This window comes from Ruegeria sp. AWH4_226 (assembly GCF_056159225.1).
Map to the genome: position 1 here is coordinate 2591489 of NZ_JBSWUU010000001.1, position 15666 is coordinate 2607154.

At 56.9% G+C, this 15666-nt stretch carries 17 protein-coding genes; 7 read left to right on the forward strand and 10 right to left on the reverse strand.

What is annotated here, in order from left to right; all coding sequences use genetic code 11:
• Nucleotides 1-2: 2 nt before the first annotated feature.
• The 5 genes from ACXAET_RS12840 to ACXAET_RS12860 all read right to left on the reverse strand — a co-directional run bounded on the left by ACXAET_RS12840 (nucleotide 3) and on the right by ACXAET_RS12860 (nucleotide 5887).
• Entirely contained in the window at nucleotides 3-836 is an 834-nt protein-coding gene (locus tag ACXAET_RS12840; RefSeq protein ID WP_475185544.1) for an FAD binding domain-containing protein, read from the reverse strand.
• Between the two features lie 140 nt (nucleotides 837-976).
• Nucleotides 977-2059, reverse strand: a complete 1083-nt coding sequence (locus ACXAET_RS12845; RefSeq protein ID WP_475185546.1) for an MHYT domain-containing protein — start codon at nucleotides 2057-2059, stop codon at nucleotides 977-979.
• 260 nt (nucleotides 2060-2319) lie between these two features.
• A complete protein-coding gene (locus ACXAET_RS12850; protein ID WP_475185547.1) occupies nucleotides 2320-3822 on the reverse strand; it encodes a heme biosynthesis HemY N-terminal domain-containing protein in 1503 nt (500 codons plus the stop codon).
• Nucleotides 3823-3832: 10 nt separating this feature from the next.
• A complete protein-coding gene (locus tag ACXAET_RS12855) occupies nucleotides 3833-5119 on the reverse strand; it encodes a COG4223 family protein (protein ID WP_475185550.1) in 1287 nt (428 codons plus the stop codon).
• Between the two features lie 54 nt (nucleotides 5120-5173).
• Nucleotides 5174-5887 (reverse strand): uroporphyrinogen-III synthase, encoded by a 714-nt coding sequence (locus ACXAET_RS12860; RefSeq protein ID WP_475185552.1) that lies wholly within the window; start codon nucleotides 5885-5887, stop codon nucleotides 5174-5176.
• A 98-nt stretch (nucleotides 5888-5985) separates the two neighbouring features.
• Here ACXAET_RS12860 and tsaD point away from each other — a divergent pair, with 98 nt between their 5' ends.
• Genes tsaD through ACXAET_RS12880 form a run of 4 tightly spaced genes read left to right on the forward strand, consistent with a single transcriptional unit; the run spans nucleotide 5986 to nucleotide 8734 of the window.
• On the forward strand, nucleotides 5986-7083 hold the full coding sequence (gene tsaD, locus ACXAET_RS12865; protein ID WP_475185556.1) for a tRNA (adenosine(37)-N6)-threonylcarbamoyltransferase complex transferase subunit TsaD: 1098 nt from the start codon (nucleotides 5986-5988) through the stop codon (nucleotides 7081-7083).
• Nucleotides 7080-8042 (forward strand): NAD(P)H-dependent glycerol-3-phosphate dehydrogenase, encoded by a 963-nt coding sequence (locus ACXAET_RS12870; protein ID WP_475185561.1) that lies wholly within the window; start codon nucleotides 7080-7082, stop codon nucleotides 8040-8042. Before tsaD ends, ACXAET_RS12870 begins: the two co-directional genes overlap by 4 nt.
• Nucleotides 8043-8312, forward strand: coding sequence for a YciI family protein (locus tag ACXAET_RS12875; protein ID WP_475185566.1), 270 nt, complete (start codon nucleotides 8043-8045; stop codon nucleotides 8310-8312).
• Nucleotides 8312-8734 (forward strand): EVE domain-containing protein, encoded by a 423-nt coding sequence (locus tag ACXAET_RS12880; protein WP_475185570.1) that lies wholly within the window; start codon nucleotides 8312-8314, stop codon nucleotides 8732-8734. Before ACXAET_RS12875 ends, ACXAET_RS12880 begins: the two co-directional genes overlap by 1 nt.
• A 361-nt stretch (nucleotides 8735-9095) precedes the next feature.
• On the opposite strand, the gene ACXAET_RS12885 is transcribed toward ACXAET_RS12880, so the two are convergent.
• From ACXAET_RS12885 to ACXAET_RS12895, 3 genes are all read right to left on the reverse strand, one after another.
• Complete coding sequence (locus ACXAET_RS12885; RefSeq protein ID WP_475185573.1) at nucleotides 9096-9437, reverse strand: DUF2853 family protein; 342 nt, start codon at nucleotides 9435-9437, stop codon at nucleotides 9096-9098.
• A gap of 286 nt (nucleotides 9438-9723) precedes the next feature.
• Entirely contained in the window at nucleotides 9724-11112 is a 1389-nt protein-coding gene (ahcY, locus tag ACXAET_RS12890; protein ID WP_475185575.1) for an adenosylhomocysteinase, read from the reverse strand.
• Between the two features lie 100 nt (nucleotides 11113-11212).
• Nucleotides 11213-11527, reverse strand: coding sequence for a hypothetical protein (locus ACXAET_RS12895; protein WP_475185581.1), 315 nt, complete (start codon nucleotides 11525-11527; stop codon nucleotides 11213-11215).
• Between the two features lie 205 nt (nucleotides 11528-11732).
• Here ACXAET_RS12895 and ACXAET_RS12900 point away from each other — a divergent pair, with 205 nt between their 5' ends.
• Together ACXAET_RS12900 and ACXAET_RS12905 are read left to right on the forward strand one after the other, a co-directional pair.
• Nucleotides 11733-12326, forward strand: a complete 594-nt coding sequence (locus tag ACXAET_RS12900) for an HD domain-containing protein (protein WP_475185582.1) — start codon at nucleotides 11733-11735, stop codon at nucleotides 12324-12326.
• Between the two features lie 141 nt (nucleotides 12327-12467).
• The gene (locus ACXAET_RS12905; RefSeq protein WP_475185585.1) at nucleotides 12468-12773 is read left to right on the forward strand and encodes a hypothetical protein; all 306 of its coding nucleotides are present in this window, start codon (nucleotides 12468-12470) and stop codon (nucleotides 12771-12773) included.
• Nucleotides 12774-12856: 83 nt separating this feature from the next.
• On the opposite strand, the gene ACXAET_RS12910 is transcribed toward ACXAET_RS12905, so the two are convergent.
• Together ACXAET_RS12910 and ACXAET_RS12915 are read right to left on the reverse strand one after the other, a co-directional pair.
• Nucleotides 12857-13411 (reverse strand): ActR/PrrA/RegA family redox response regulator transcription factor, encoded by a 555-nt coding sequence (locus ACXAET_RS12910; RefSeq protein ID WP_068339942.1) that lies wholly within the window; start codon nucleotides 13409-13411, stop codon nucleotides 12857-12859.
• 85 nt (nucleotides 13412-13496) lie between these two features.
• Nucleotides 13497-14117 (reverse strand): SCO family protein, encoded by a 621-nt coding sequence (locus ACXAET_RS12915; protein WP_475185589.1) that lies wholly within the window; start codon nucleotides 14115-14117, stop codon nucleotides 13497-13499.
• A gap of 92 nt (nucleotides 14118-14209) precedes the next feature.
• Here ACXAET_RS12915 and regB point away from each other — a divergent pair, with 92 nt between their 5' ends.
• Nucleotides 14210-15607, forward strand: a complete 1398-nt coding sequence (gene regB / locus ACXAET_RS12920; RefSeq protein WP_475185594.1) for a sensor histidine kinase RegB — start codon at nucleotides 14210-14212, stop codon at nucleotides 15605-15607.
• Nucleotides 15608-15666: the final 59 nt, after the last annotated feature.

Sequence of the window (15666 nt, forward strand, 5' to 3'; positions counted from 1 at the left end):
CCTCAACCCGCGCGGCTTTGCGCACGGCCGATGGCGCGGCGCAGCATCACGGCGGCCACGTGTTTCTTGAACTCAACAGGCCCGCGGTTGTCGGCCACCGGGTCGATGTCACCCAACATCGCAGCCACGCAGCCCTCAACATTGCCATCCGCCAAAGCGCTGCTGGCGCTTTCAGACCAGACCGGCGTGTCGGCCAAATTGGTCATCGCGACCGATGCCGTTCCGTTGCCAACCATGACTGCAGCAGCTGCAGTGGCATAATCACCAATCTTACGTTTCTGCTTTTCATACGCTTGCCCTACGCCCGATCCCGGTACTGGGATCGTGATGCGGGTCAGGATTTCCTCATCCTCACGGGCCGTGAAATATGCAGCCTCATAGAAATCGCGCGCAGCTACGCTGCGCGACCCATCCGGGCCGGACAATTCAAACACCGCGTTCAGGCATTGCATCAGCCCCGGCATGTCATTGCCCGGATCGCCATTGGCAACGTTGCCACCTACCGTCCCCATGTAACGCACCTGAGGGTCGGCGATCTGCAACGCGGCCTCTCGGATCAACGGAATTGACTTTGCTAAACCGTCATGGGTGATCAGCTCATGCTGTGTAACCATTGCACCCAGCGAAACGGTTTCACTGCCAATCTCAATGCCCTTGAGTTCATCAATGGCTTGTAGATCGACAAGATGACCCATCTCGGCCATGCGTAGTTTCATCATCGGGATCAGGCTGTGCCCACCCGCGATAACCCGCGCCTCGTCTCCGTGTTCCTGAAGAATGCCGATGGCCGAGGCGATGTCGCCTGGCCGGTGATACTCGAAACCGGCTGGTATCATGCTTTTCCTCCCTGGGTCCGGACTCATTTGCCTTGGGGGACCTAACCGCAGGAAAAGACGGCAGGTCCAACCGATCCAGCCAAGTGGAACAGGGCGCGTATCTTGTTTCACGAAATGCGAACTGGCTGCACGAACGGCGATTAAACGCCCAGCGCATCACGGATGGCTGTAAGACGGGTGCGACTTACGGGCACTTTGGTTAACGCTTCCACGCCACCAAAATAACAGGTGCCATTGTCCTTGTGTCGTTCAAAGCTGGAGACATGGGTCGGATTGACCAGATAACTGCGGTGCGCGCGCAAAAAGCCATCCTGTTTCAGGCGGGACTCGGCCACTGTGATAGACCACGGGCAAAAGAGTTTTTCGGCACCGATGTAAAGAACGGTGTAATGCCCCTCGGCCCGGATGGCGGCAATCTTGTCGGGTTCGGCAAAGAAGGTCTGTCCCTCGCGCTCGTACGGCACCCCCGCCCGAAACGCAGCTGGTTTGGGCATCGGGATATCAACCGGGTCAGGGTCAGGCGCAAAAAAGGTAATCCCCGTCAGCAGGAACGCGCCACAGATCATGAAGACCGCGACAGTGACCCCCATCGCCAGCATCTGATTGTTCAACGCAGGTCCCGCGCGCCCGGCAGTTTCACTGGCGACAAAGTCGGTCAAACCGGTAGCAACGAAATGCACGGTAAACACGGCCAATCCAAAACACGCCGTCCCCAACAGAATATTGCGTTGAGAGCGTTTGTCGTAAGCCGCCCAAATTGCAAGTGTTGACAGAACCACGGATGCAAGTGTCGCAATCGCTACATCCCAGATCGTGTATACGGGGCGGCACAGTTCCATACCCGCCATGCCAACATAGTGCATCACAACGATACCAAGACCCACGATTATGCCTGCCGCAACAATGGTCCGCATTGTACGCGGTCGAAAGTGCAATAGCAGCAAGGCAAGCCCCACCATCAGGATTGCGACAAGAGCCGAGATTAGGGTGATCAACGCATCATAGTAAAACAGAATTGGCAATTGCAGGCCCAGCATCGCCACGAAATGCATGGACCAAATGCCGCCGCCCAGAATAATTGCGGCTAAGGCCACTAAGAACTTGCGGCGTTGTGTATCTTGGCTCGACGCGCCATGAGTCAGGTAAAGGCCAGTAAAACCGGCCATAAGTGCCACGGCCAATGAGGCCGCCACAAGCCACGCGTTATGCGAATAGTCCAGCATTTGGAGTTTCGCGCCCTCCCCTGACGCGAGGGCGACGTTAGCAAACGGATTTGATTGTGCCAATTCACTTAATTGTCTGCATTCCGCAGAACGTATCGGGACCCAGATGACAAAGCACCACAGCGGCAAAAAGTAAGTTTGCAGGTTGGCCAACTAAGCACCAAACCGTCTGGTCGTCTGACGACTCGAACCGTGCCCGTCCAATCTGTTCTTCCGCATAGAACCCAGTGCTGGCGGGAGCAGTGCGGCAAACGGCGCATCTAAGCCTGTTTTTCAGCAACAGGTCCGGCATCGGATTGGACGGCCTCCGCCTCCATCTCGATCACCTCCGCTGTTTCTTCCTGTTCAGCCTCTTCCGGCTCAGCGTCAGAGTTGGTTTTATCTTCAAGTGCACCGACGATCAGGGGCAGCATGTGCACGCCCGTCGCCGTGGCAATCTCGGGTGTCATGGGCGTTTGCCAGGTCAGCGTATCGAAACTGCCGCAGTTCTGACAAACCGGAGCCCATTCAGGCTGAATGTCGTGGCAATTGTCGCATACCCATTGCGGTCCGCGCGGCGCGTTCAATGCCTTTGCAAGCCAACCCTGCACCACGGCGTCCGAAGCGCCCTCACCACGCTCGATAGCCGCCATCAAGGTGTAAGCCCGTGCGTCGGCCTGCTTTTCAACGACATCGCCCAGGGCGCGGCGGGCTTCCGGGAAATCCTCGGCCACGATGTTCAACTCAGCCAGGATCAGACGCGTTTCGGGGTTTTCAGGTTGAATGCGCGTCAACGTTGTAAAGCGCTTGATCCGTTCTGACGGCGTTTCATTTGGCGCTATTTCAGCGAAGGCATGGGCTAGGTCCGGGTGCGGCTGAACCTCCCATGCTTTTTTCAGGATCTTACTGGCGGCACGCGGTTTGCCCTTTTTGATATAGGCGCGTGCAGCCAAGGCTGCGGCGGGCACCAGATCTGGCGATAACCGATTGGCTTCAATCGCAAGCTCCCGCTGTTCCAGCGTGGCACTTTCATCAAGGATGCCCTTGGCCTCGGACAAAGCCAGCACAGCGTCACGGCGCTTGAACACGTCGCGCGGCAGATGGCCGGCCTTGAGCTTGGCCGTCAGAGTCGAACGGGCGCCGGCCCAATCCTGCGACTTGGTCTGCAAACCCAGCAGGATATCCTGCGTTTCGGCATGGCGCGGTTTGATTGCCAGCGCTTTTTCGGCCAGTTTTCGGGCCGTGTCGTCATCACCCTCGACCAGTTTCTGCTTCATGATCCCGCGCACGCCCACAAATCGCGTGGCGTTGTTCGTGACCAGCTTTTTATAGGTCTCGGACGCCTTTTTGGTATCGCCGTTCATCTCGGCTGCCTGGGCAACCAAAAGGTTGGTCAGTTCCGGCTTGTTCAACAGCTTTTCAGCCTTGTTGGCCTTGTTCATCGCCACGCGCCCCTCGCCCGAGGCCAGCGCCATCAAACCATCGGCCAGTGCTTGATAGCCGCGCTGTTCCCGGTTGCGGTCGAAGTAACGCGACAGCGCGGTTTCATCGCCGTTCAGGAACTTCAGGGTCGCAATCAGCAAGGTCAGCAGCTTGAAGAATACCCAAATAGCCAGGATCAGAACGCCCAGCGCGATCACAGATTGCAACGGACCCAGCGTATATTCCACTCCACCCGCCGTGACCTGCACACCGCCACTGGTTTCCATCAGGAACATGGCGCCCACGGCCAGCAAGCCGATAATCGCTACGAAAACTACAATCTTAAACAATGACCACAGCATGGCAGGTCCTTCAGTTCGAGTTTACGCTGGATTGCAGCGCGTTTGCGGCATCAACGGCAGCCACCCGTGTCAATGCCGCCTGCTCCCAGTCCATCAGTGCCGCCTTTGCTTCATCAGGCAGGGAATCAAGTTCGGTTAATGCGGCGGCAACGTCACCATCTGCCAACGCGGCCTCTGCCCGAGACAAGATCGCGTCGGGGCTGTCACCATCTTGTGGTGTCACCGAGCGTGCCCCGGTTTGTCTCTGAAGAAAGGCAACCAACCCAGTGGTCTTGTCAGCGTCACGCGCATCAGCCAACGCAGTGCGCGCAGCGGGCGCAAACGACGCGCGCAATTCGGTCAACGTCTCAACGCCTTTATCCGCAGGGGCTGACAGGGCTTCGGGCACCGTCAGGCCACCCGCCGTCAACTCGGCCAACAGATCACCATAGGGCTGGCCCGCATCCAGTTGACTGCGAAGCTGGGTCAGGATTGATGCATTGGTCGCAGCCTGAGCCTTAGCGGCAGCTTGCGCCTCTAGCGCTTGTGCGTCTGACACCATTTTTTCAACTTCGGCGCGCTGCGTTGCAAGCGAGTCCTGAAGTTTCTTTAGCTCGGCCTCGAACGCAGCAGAAACCTCAGCAGACGCGCCTTGCGTCAGGGCACTGCCTTCCAGATCGGTCAGGCGGCTTGCCAGAGGATCGATTTTGCCCGCCAGCTCTTCGAAGCTGGACTTCAAGGTCTCCAGCTCCGCAGTCACTGGCGTGACCTGATCTGTCAGAGCGGCGATTTTGCTGTCTATACCCGAGGTGTCGGCCAGAGAATTCGTCAGCGTCTCAATCCGGTTGGACTGATCGTTCAGCTGTGCTTCAAGCGCCGCAAGCTCATTGGTATCTTCTGAGCCGAACAGACCTGCACTGCCTGCTGCAAAACCGATCCCCGCTGCCAGCACACCGCCAAGCAAAGCCGGTATAAATCCGCCGCGGTTTTCTTCTTTTTGCGCGTCTTCGCGCGGCGCGTTTTCCGCGTCTTCCGGGCGCGCAGGCGCTTCCTGCTCGTGTTCCACAGCAGCTTCGGCTTCGGCTTCGGCTTCGGCTTCGGCTTCGGCTTCGGCTTCGGCTTCGGCTTCGGCTTCGGCTTCGGCTTCGGCTTCGGCTTCGGCTTCGGCTTCGGCTTCGGCTTCGGCTTCGGAAAGGACCTCTTCTACCTGCTTCTTCGCGTCAACAGCCGCAGTTTCGCGTGCAGAGGTAAACGCCACTGTTTCTTCTGGCTTAGGGTCATCTACCGGCTTTTGATCGGTCTTTTTCTTACGCGCCACCGCTACATTCCCCTTATCGAATCCGATTTCACATGAATAACAGCAGGGTCTAAGTTAGTCGGTGGTCACGTTGCCCTCAACCCGCATCGCATGTTTCACAAGCTTTTTCACGGCTTTCTGCATTTTCTTCGGAGTCGGCTCTTTGGCGATTTTCAATCGCGCGTAGTCCAAGGAATAAAGGGGGTCCGCTGTTACTTGGCTAATCGCGGCCAGCCAAAGCGGCGCCGATCCGGTCCAGATATCGGCAAATTGTCGCGCTGTTCGAGGGGAGAACAAAGGCGCAATCACCGGTAAAAAGCCAATCGCGGCGGCTTCTGCCTCGGGTGTCAGCGGTAACAATCGCTGTTGATACACAGCCTGTTCGCGCACTGTCAGGCCCGACTCGGTCAGGCGGAGGGCGATATTTCCCCGCGTGTGTTCACCGCGCAGGTGCAAAAGCGGACTTTCGGGCCGGTGTTTCAGCAAAAACGCCACCAGTTCTTCAGCGGTTGCGCCAACCATCTTTGCCTTCCAGCCGGCGCCCTTCGCGGTGCCGGTGGTGGCGGGACCCACACAAAAGGCAGGCAAGTGACGCGAAACGCCCAGCGAAACAGCCGCATTCACCGCATTTGCCGAGGTAAAAATCACACCCCGCACGCCGCTGGTGTCGATCTTGACCGGTAGCGGTTTGATTTCAAGTATCGGGGAATAGATGACCTCGACCCGAGATCTCACACGGGTTGGCAGCTGCGCGACAAACCTCTGCGAAGCAGCGCGCGGGCGGGTCATCAACAAATACAACAGTCGGCGCCTTCCGCCTTGGGATTGTTTGCATCCGCGCAGGGTGATACCCCGCTTGACACTTATGTGTGTAGCGGATCAGGCCAATGGTGCAAACACTTACCGTACTCGGGTTGGAAAGCAGCTGTGATGACACGGCTGCTGCGGTCGTGCGCCAAACCGTTGGCACCAGGGCCGAGGTTTTGTCTTCAATCGTGTACGGACAGACAGACCTGCACAGCGCCTTTGGAGGCGTCGTACCTGAAATTGCTGCCCGTGCCCACGCAGAGAAACTGGATATGTGCGTTGTGCAGGCGCTTGAAGCCGCAAACCTGACCCTTGCCGGGATCGATGCCATCGCCGTTACCGCAGGGCCGGGTCTTATTGGCGGGGTCATGTCCGGTGTCATGTGCGCCAAGGGTCTTAGCGCGGCAACCGGCCTGCCCTTGATCGGTGTAAACCATCTGGCGGGCCATGCCTTGACACCACGCCTGACCGACGGAATTGCGTTTCCGTACCTGATGCTGCTGGTGTCAGGCGGGCATTGCCAATACCTGATTGCGCATGGGCCGGAAAAGTTCACCCGACTGGGCGGCACGATCGACGATGCGCCGGGTGAGGCGTTTGACAAAACCGCACGCCTTCTGGGCCTGTCGCAACCCGGTGGCCCCTCGGTTGAGGCTGAGGCGCGTTCAGGCGATCCCGACCGTTTTCGTTTTCCCCGGCCACTGCTGGATCGGCCAGGGTGTGACCTGTCTTTTTCGGGGCTCAAGACGGCTTTGATGCGGATGCGCGACCAGATTGTCGCTGAAAAGGGCGGTTTGACCCGGCAGGATCGCGCTGATCTCTGCGCCGGGTTTCAGCAGGCCATAGTGGACACTTTGGCCGAGAAAACGCGACGGGCGATAGATCAGTACCTGGAACTTCAGCCCTCGGATCCGGTGATTGCTGTGGCGGGTGGTGTCGCTGCCAATGCAGCGATTCGATCTGTGTTAGAGACTGTTTGTTGTGACAAGGGTGCGCGCTTTATCGCTCCACCGCTGAATCTATGCACCGATAACGCGGCAATGATCGCCTATGCCGGGATCGAGCGTTTTCGTGCAGGGGGGCGTGACGGTCTTGATCTGACCGCCAGACCCCGCTGGCCGCTGGATCAATCCAGCCCGGCCATGTTGGGCAGCGGCAAGAAGGGCGCCAAAGCATGAGCGTCGCCGTCCTGGGGGCAGGTGCGTTCGGCACGGCGCTGGCCATTTCGTTGTCCGGGAACGAATCCGTTACCCTTTGGGCACGCAGCGCCGAGCATGCCAGCCGCATGATGAACAGTCGAGAAAACTCCGCCCGTCTGCCAAATGTCCCCCTGCCGCCGGCCATTTCGGTGACGTCCGATATCAAGGACGTAGAGGCCGCCGATATCGTGCTGCTGGCGGTGCCCATGCAGAAACTGCGCGCGGCCCTTACTGAGCACACGTCGAACCTTACCGGAAAAACGCTGGTCGCCTGCTGCAAGGGGATCGAACTGACCACGGGTCTGGGGCCCATCTCGGTGGTGCGCCAGACGATCCCGGATGCGCGTCCGGCGTTGCTGACCGGGCCCAGTTTTGCCGACGACATTGCACGCGGATTGCCGACCGCGCTCACTCTGGCTTGTGGGGATGCCGATCTGGGTAGGACGCTGCAAACCGAACTCACCACCGCCAACCTGCGTCTTTATCGCACCACCGATGTTATCGGCGCGGAACTGGGGGGTGCATTAAAAAACGTGATCGCCATTGGATGCGGCGCCGCGATTGGCGCCGGGCTGGGCGATAGCGCCCGCGCTGCTTTGCTGACCCGCGGATTTGCCGAGATGCAGCGCATTGCCCTGATGCGCGGCGCAAAGACAGATACCCTGATGGGTCTGTCAGGTCTTGGCGATCTGGTTCTGACCTGTTCATCCGAACTGTCCAGAAACTATCGTTTTGGCGTGTGTTTGGGTCAAAATCGTCCGTTTGATAGCCATACCACAGTCGAAGGGGTCGCCACCGCGCGCGCCATGGCTGAAATTGCTGTTGCCGAAGGGCTGGACATGCCCATAAGCGTTACGGTGGCTGACCTGAGCCATGGTACCTATAGTGTGCCTCAAGCCATTCAATCCCTGCTCAACCGCCCCCTGAAGGAGGAATAAATGCTGATAGCCCTGATCGCCAAAGACAAGGATGGCGCCCTGCAAACCCGCAAGGACAACCGCGCCGATCACCTTGCATATATCGAGCAAACCGGTGTCGTATCGCAAGCCGGACCGCTATTGGACGGGGACGATATGATCGGGTCGCTTGTCATCCTCGAAGTCGAGGACATGACAGCAGCGCAAACCTGGGCGGAGAATGATCCGTATGCCAAGGCAGGGCTGTTCAAATCGGTCGAGCTGATCCCGTGGAAGAAGGTCATCGGGTGATGGCATACTGGCTGTTCAAATCCGAACCCTCGACTTGGAGTTGGGACCAACAGGTTGCCAAAGGCGAAGCAGGGGAAGAATGGGACGGCGTGCGTAATTATCAGGCGCGCAATTTCATGCGACAGATGAAGATCGGTGATCGCGGATTCTTCTACCATTCGCAAAAGGACAAGGCGATCGTTGGCATCGTCGAGGTCTGCGCCGAGGCGCATCCCGACAGCACAACCGATGATGAGCGCTGGGACTGCGTGGATATCAAGGCGGTGCGGCCGTTCGCAACACCAGTAACGCTGGATGACATCAAGGCAGAGGAACGTCTGGCCGAGATGGTTCTGGTCAAAAACTCTCGCCTGTCCGTACAGCCGGTCACCGATGCGGAATGGCGTGTGATTTGCGATATGGGGAACACGCAGGCGGGTTAGCCAGCCTGTTCGATCCAAGTCAGGACCACCATTGGCCAGCGCACGTCAGAACTGTGGTGTAATCACCCTTTAGCCGCGCCGGAGCGGTCTAGCCAAGTGCAAGATATTGAGGGTTGCGCGGACTGGAACACGTGCTTGGCCACACAGCTTCTGCAACCCGAAAATAAGGGAAGGCCCTGACGAATACAGAACCTTCCCTTCCCCGCGTGCTCCCAACTCACCACACGCGTATGGATTTTTTTGGCTCTGACCGTCCTGGTCACACTCTGATAAGTATCGAAGTCTGCCGGTCAGTGCAAATACCACATGCTTAAAATTGGAATCGCCCGGAAGTTCCTTCATGGGCGCATAGCCAAATTAATCAGCCGTAGACCGACTCTTTTCCGAAATGCTTGGTCAGCATGTAGTAGACAACCGCACGATACTTGTTGCGTTCGGACTTTCCGTATTTGTCCAACGCTGTATGGATGGCTTCGATCAATTCCGGCCCGTCGGGCAGACCCAGCTTTTTGACAAGGAAATTGTCTTTGACCGTCTCAAGCTCGGACTCCTGTGTCGCAGCTACGGTCGACGCGTCGGCGTCATAGATCGCCGGACCACAGCCGATCGTGACCTTGGTCAGCAGATCCATATCGGGGTCCATCCCGCATTTGTTTTTCAGATCATCAGCATATTTGGCGATCAGCTCGTCGCGTTTTCCCATGTCGCAGTCTCCCATTGTTGTGATGCAACGGCCCAAATTACCGTCTTCATCAAGGTTAGCCGCGACGGCAAATTTTCCGAAAGGAAAAATTTATGGGATTTCTCCCCCCAATCTTATCTAGGTCGGCGATAACCGCCCATCCCAGTGGTTCACGGCAAACAGCGTCGCGTCTGAGGATCTACCACACGCCACAACCCACGGCGATGAGCATAGCAACCGGCACAAAAAACGCCGCCAGTTGCATAACCGGCGGCGCCCCATACGTTAATGTCTATCAACTCTGAAATCAGTAGCGGTAATGCTCGGGTTTAAACGGACCTTCCGGCTTAACCCCGATGTAAGCGGCCTGTTCACTGTCCATCTTGGTCAGTTTCACACCGATCCGATCCAGATGCAGGCGGGCCACCTTCTCATCCAGATGCTTAGGCAGGATGTAGACCTTGTTTTCGTATTGGTCGCCCTTGGTGAACAGCTCGATCTGTGCCAGCACCTGGTTGGTGAACGAGGCTGACATCACGAATGACGGGTGCCCGGTCGCATTGCCCAGGTTCAGCAAACGGCCTTCGGACAGCAGAATGATCCGGTTGCCCGAGGGCATCTCGATCATATCCACTTGTTCCTTGATGTTGGTCCATTTGTGGTTCTTCAGACTGGCCACCTGGATTTCGTTGTCGAAGTGACCGATATTGCCGACGATGGCCATGTCCTTCATGTCGCGCATGTGCTCGATACGGATCACGTCCTTGTTGCCGGTGGTGGTGATGAAGATATCCGCCGTCGCAACTTCGTCTTCCAGCAGCGTGACCTCGAACCCGTCCATCGCGGCTTGCAACGCGCAGATCGGGTCCACTTCGGTCACTTTCACACGGGCACCAGCACCGCGCAGCGACGCGGCCGAGCCTTTGCCGACATCCCCGTAACCGCAGACCACGGCGACCTTGCCTGCCATCATGGTGTCCGTGGCGCGGCGGATACCGTCGACCAGCGATTCCTTGCAGCCGTACTTGTTGTCGAATTTCGACTTGGTGACCGAGTCATTCACATTGATCGCAGGGAACGGAAGGTGGCCGTCTTTCACCAGTTGATACAGACGGTTAACGCCAGTGGTGGTTTCTTCGGACACGCCCTGAATCTGGTCGCGCATCTTGGTGAACCATCCGGGGGATGCTTCCATCCGTTTGGCAATCTGCTTCTTTATGACCTCTTCCTCTTCAGAAGTAGGAACAGGAATGATGTCCTCACCTGCTTCGGCGCGGGCCCCCAAAAGGATGTACAGCGTCGCGTCGCCGCCATCGTCCAGGATCATGTTCGGGCCGTCCTCGAACAGGAAGGACTTATCCAGATAGTCCCAGTGTTCCTCAAGCGTCTGGCCCTTGATCGCAAAAACGGGAATGCCGGCCTCGGCAATTGCGGCTGCCGCGTGATCCTGGGTTGAGAAGATGTTGCACGACGCCCAGCGCACATCCGCGCCCAATGCCACCAGTGTTTCGATCAGAACAGCGGTCTGGATGGTCATATGCAAAGACCCGACGATCCGGGCACCTTGAAGGGGCTTGGTCTCACCATATTCCGCACGCAGGGCCATCAGCCCCGGCATTTCGGTTTCGGCAATGTCCAGCTCTTTGCGGCCGAACCCGGCAAGCGCAATGTCTTTAACAATATAGTCCCCGGCCATCGTATGCTCCATTCCGGTAAACAGATCCGCGCTGCCCCTAACATTCTACGGGGCAGGTGGCAACTCGGATGACCTGGAACAGATTACTCCGCTGTAAAATTCAGCTGGGTTCGCCTTTGAGTTTAATCTTTGGGATCGCTTCAAAAAAATCGGTACCCACTGCAACGATACAGGTCAGGCCATTCGCATGGGTCACCAGAACCGTGTAGCTTCCGGTTTCTTTCGAGGTCCAGACCTCCATCACCGCCTGCGCGCCGCGGGTTTTCTGCAATCCGCCAAAAACCAGTTCTTCGGAATAACTGTTTTGCAGCTTGGCGATCACGTGCTCTCGCTGCGCACAGTTTTTGGCAAATGCAGGGGGGGCAGTAGCGGCCATTCCAAAGGCCAGGGAAATTCCAATCAGTCGCTGAAACATAGCTAGCTCCTTTCGATACGCGTTACGTTCCGAGAGGGGCACACCAGGAGGAGCATGCACCCCCCTCAGCACAAATGTCGGAACCACCAAGCGCCGGTTCAAAGCACGACTGGTCAAGAAAATGTTGGCAGCTGGTGATCTCGACAGGTAAACGATACCACAAAAATACCCGTTCGTCGCGGGCCGATCCGAGGGGCATGGCAGAATGGCAACACAACCCAGAGCATGGCAGCGGATGCTGTCTGGCCGCCGGCTGGATTTACTGGATCCAACGCCTGTGGATATCGAAATCGAAGATATCGCGCATGGACTGGCATTTGTGGCCCGTTGGAATGGTCAAACAGCGGGTGATTTTGCCTATTCCGTAGCTGAACATTCCCTTCTGGTTGAGCAGCTGTTTTCTCGGATTGCCCCGAAGGCACCGGTTAAATGGCGGCTGGCGGCATTGTTACATGACGCGCCGGAATACGTGATCGGAGATATGATCTCACCCGTAAAATCCGCCGTCGGACCCGACTATGGCGCTCTGGATGACCGTCTGAGTGCGGCGATCCACATCCGGTTTGGTCTGCCCGCTGCGGTGCCGAAAACTGTGAAACGGCAGATCAAAAAGGCCGACAAGATCAGCGCCTGGATGGAGGCAACGCAGATTGCCGGGTTTTCAGAGGCCGAGGCGACCAAATTCTTTGGGCGGCCGGACAAGGCGGTGATGGAGGGGTTGGAGATTACCTTGCGCCCGCCGGTTCAGGTAAGGCGAGCGTATATGGCGCGACATAACATGTTGATAAATTCTCTCTAGATTACCAATTTCATCCAATGGCGGCTCTGAGCCCAATGCCGACATAAAAGCCTGACCACTCGTTGTAGCTTGCGATTAGCCGTGGTGATAGCGTGCGTCAAGAAATTGGACATCAATCACGTGCGAAAACGGTGAATTACGATGAACTTATTTGATGAATTGCTTCCGGGTCGGCAGGTAACTCAGGTCTGCTTCGTCCACGATTATCTACAGGTTGTCTTCGGCGATATGTGCCTGACAATAAATAACAACTACGAGTTCATCGGAGCTGAAGGCAAAGACTTCATCGATGAAACAGTTGAAAAGACCCAAACTTCTGACGTTGCCTTCATTCTAGTTTTTTCAGGTGGTCGAAAGCTGAAGGTGGGCATTGCAGATGAAGATTACCACAGTCCAGAAGCAATGGTTATTTCGTCGGACCAAATCCCCATGATTGTTTGGAACTGACGTCTTCTTTGTCCGCATTACAGCCTTAATGAGTATCGTCTGATACAGAATCCTGATTCAGTTTGATCCCAATTCGCAGCCCTTCACCGCGGACTACGCTTTGCCAAAATCCGTTGCAACGTCCGGCGGTGCATGTTCAGGCGGCGGGCGGTTTCGGAGACGTTGCGGTCGCACAGCTCGTAAACCCTCTGAATATGCTCCCAGCGCACGCGGTCCGCGCTCATGGGATTCTCAGGCGGTGGAGGCAGTTCGTCGCCCTTGGCCAGCAATGCGCTGGTGATGTCGGTGGCGTCGGCGGGTTTTGACAGGTAATCCGTCGCGCCGATTTTAACGGCGGCCACAGCGGTGGCAATCGCGCCGTATCCGGTCAGAACCACAACCCGGCTGTCGGGGCGTTTTTCGCGCAGCACTTCGACCACATCCAACCCGTTTCCATCCTCAAGACGCAGATCGACGACAGCATAAGCAGGTGGGCGGGCGGTCGAGATGGCGCGGCCTGCCGCGACTGATCCGGCGGTCTCAACTTCGAAGCCGCGCTTTTCCATTGCTTTGGCCAATCGCCGCAAAAACGGCTCATCATCATCCACCAATAGCAAGGATTTATCGGGACCTATATCAAGGTCAGAAATGTCCGCCATGTACCGTTCTTTCCGCTATGTCATGCCTTTGCGCTAAACATGAGTCTTAGCAGCGCCATTTCAAAGGTCAAATCGACCATGTCGCTTAGAGCTGATCCAGAAAGCATCCAACCTTGTCCGCCATCTGCTCGGCAGTGTCGTCGCGGTTGAAGAATTCAAGGAACCCATGCTCGGGCGACATCAGGTACGTAAAGGTGGAATGATCCACCAGATAGAACTCGTCACTCTTGTCATGCGCCTTGTAATAGGTCTTGTAAGCCTGGCTTGCGGCTTTCACCTGTTCGGGTGATCCGGTCAGCGCAATGGTCTTGCCACCCATGTTGAACGCATAGTCGTCCATCACCTCGGGCGTGTCACGGTCCGGATCGATCGAGATGAAAAGCGGCGTCACCGACTGGCCCCGTTCGGCAAGGATATCCACGGCCTCAACATTGCGGGACATGTCGAACGGGCATACGTCAGGACAGAACGTATAGCCGAAGTAAACCAAGGTCGGTTCGGTGATAACATCTGTGTCGGTGACGGTCTCACCCTTGCCGTTGACCAGCTCGAACGGGCCGCCAATGGCCGCGGAGCCGCCTGCGATCTGCCCCGAGCGGCATTGCGCGAACTGATCATCTGATCGCCCACCCAGCGTCAGCAACCAAATGGCACCCAGACCAACGGCCAGAACAACGGTTGCGAGGATGGCATAAAGACGGACCATGAAGTCATTCCTTAAACGAAAGGGGTTGTTGATCGTTTCGGGCGACACACCTATCAAGATGACCAGCCGATGCAACAGGACAAAGTGAACCGATGGCGAATTCCAACCTCACATTTTGGAGCGGTCAGGAACGCAGCAACTGGATAAGGTTGCGTACGCTGATCCTGTTGCGTTGGGTTGCCATTATCGGGCAATTCACCGCCATCACGGTCGCTCAGCAGTATTTCAATGTGAAGTTGGAACTGGCGCTGTGTTATCTGGCCATCGGTGTTTCGGTCATGGGCAACATGACGGCCATCTTGCTGTTTCCACAAAACAAACGCCTGACGGAATTTGAAAACTTTCTGATGGTGTTGTTCGATCTGATGCAACTGGCCGTATTGCTGTATCTTACCGGGGGGTTGAACAACCCGTTTGCCCTTTTGCTGCTGGGTCCGGTGACGATTTCGGCCAATGTCATGAGCACGCGTTCGACCCTGATCGTGGGCGGGGTTGCGATTGTTCTGACCACTTTGCTGGCAGAGTTCCATATTCCCCTGCGGACAGAACAGGGCCAGATGCTGGATATCCCTGAAATGCTGGTGTTTGGAAACTGGGCCGCAGTTGTCATTGCCATCGTGTTTATTGGCGCGTACTCGCACCGCGTAAGTGCTGAAGTCCGATCAATGTCCGAAGCATTAGCCGCCACGCATCTGGCCCTCGCGCGTGAGCAGAAGTTAACGGATCTGGGGGGCGTTGTCGCAGCCGCAGCGCACGAGCTGGGCACGCCACTGGCCACGATCAAGCTGACGAGTTCAGAGCTGATAGAAGAGTTGGATGACAGACCCGACCTGAAAGAGGACGCGGCGCTTATTCGTGAGCAGGCCAACCGCTGCCGCGATATCCTGCGCGATATGGGCCGGGCCGGCAAAGACGACCTGCATCTGCGGCAGGCACCACTGTCCACCGTTGTGCATGAGTCCGCCGAGCCGCATATCCACAGGGGCAAGACCGTGCATTTTGTCGAAGGTCCGACCGGGGATGGCGATGTGCAACAGCCCTCGATCTTGCGCAAACCCGAAATCATTCATGGGTTGCGCAACCTGATCCAGAACGCCGTGGATTTCGCGCGGAACAATGTTTGGGTCGAGGCCGAATGGACCACCGATACAATCACGATCAAGATCATGGATGACGGGCTTGGATATCCTGTTCAGATGATTGGCCGGATCGGAGACCCGTTCATGCGACGTCGAAGGGCCGAGACTGACGTGCGAACCCGCCCGGAATACGAAGGTATGGGCTTGGGACTGTTCATCGCCAAAACTCTTTTAGAGCGCAGCGGTGCCGCGCTTTATTTCGCCAACGGATCTGACCCTTATCAGAACCTGTGCGACAACCCCGAACGCCGGGGCGCGATTGTTCAGGTCTCGTGGCCGCGAAACCTGATTGATGCGCAAACCGGTGATACGCCAGTCCTATCAGGTGCAAACCAACGCATTCAGGTCTGAGTTAAGACCTCGTTAACCATTTCGACGCATAGTCCTGGGTTTATGTATCTTCCCCTTTC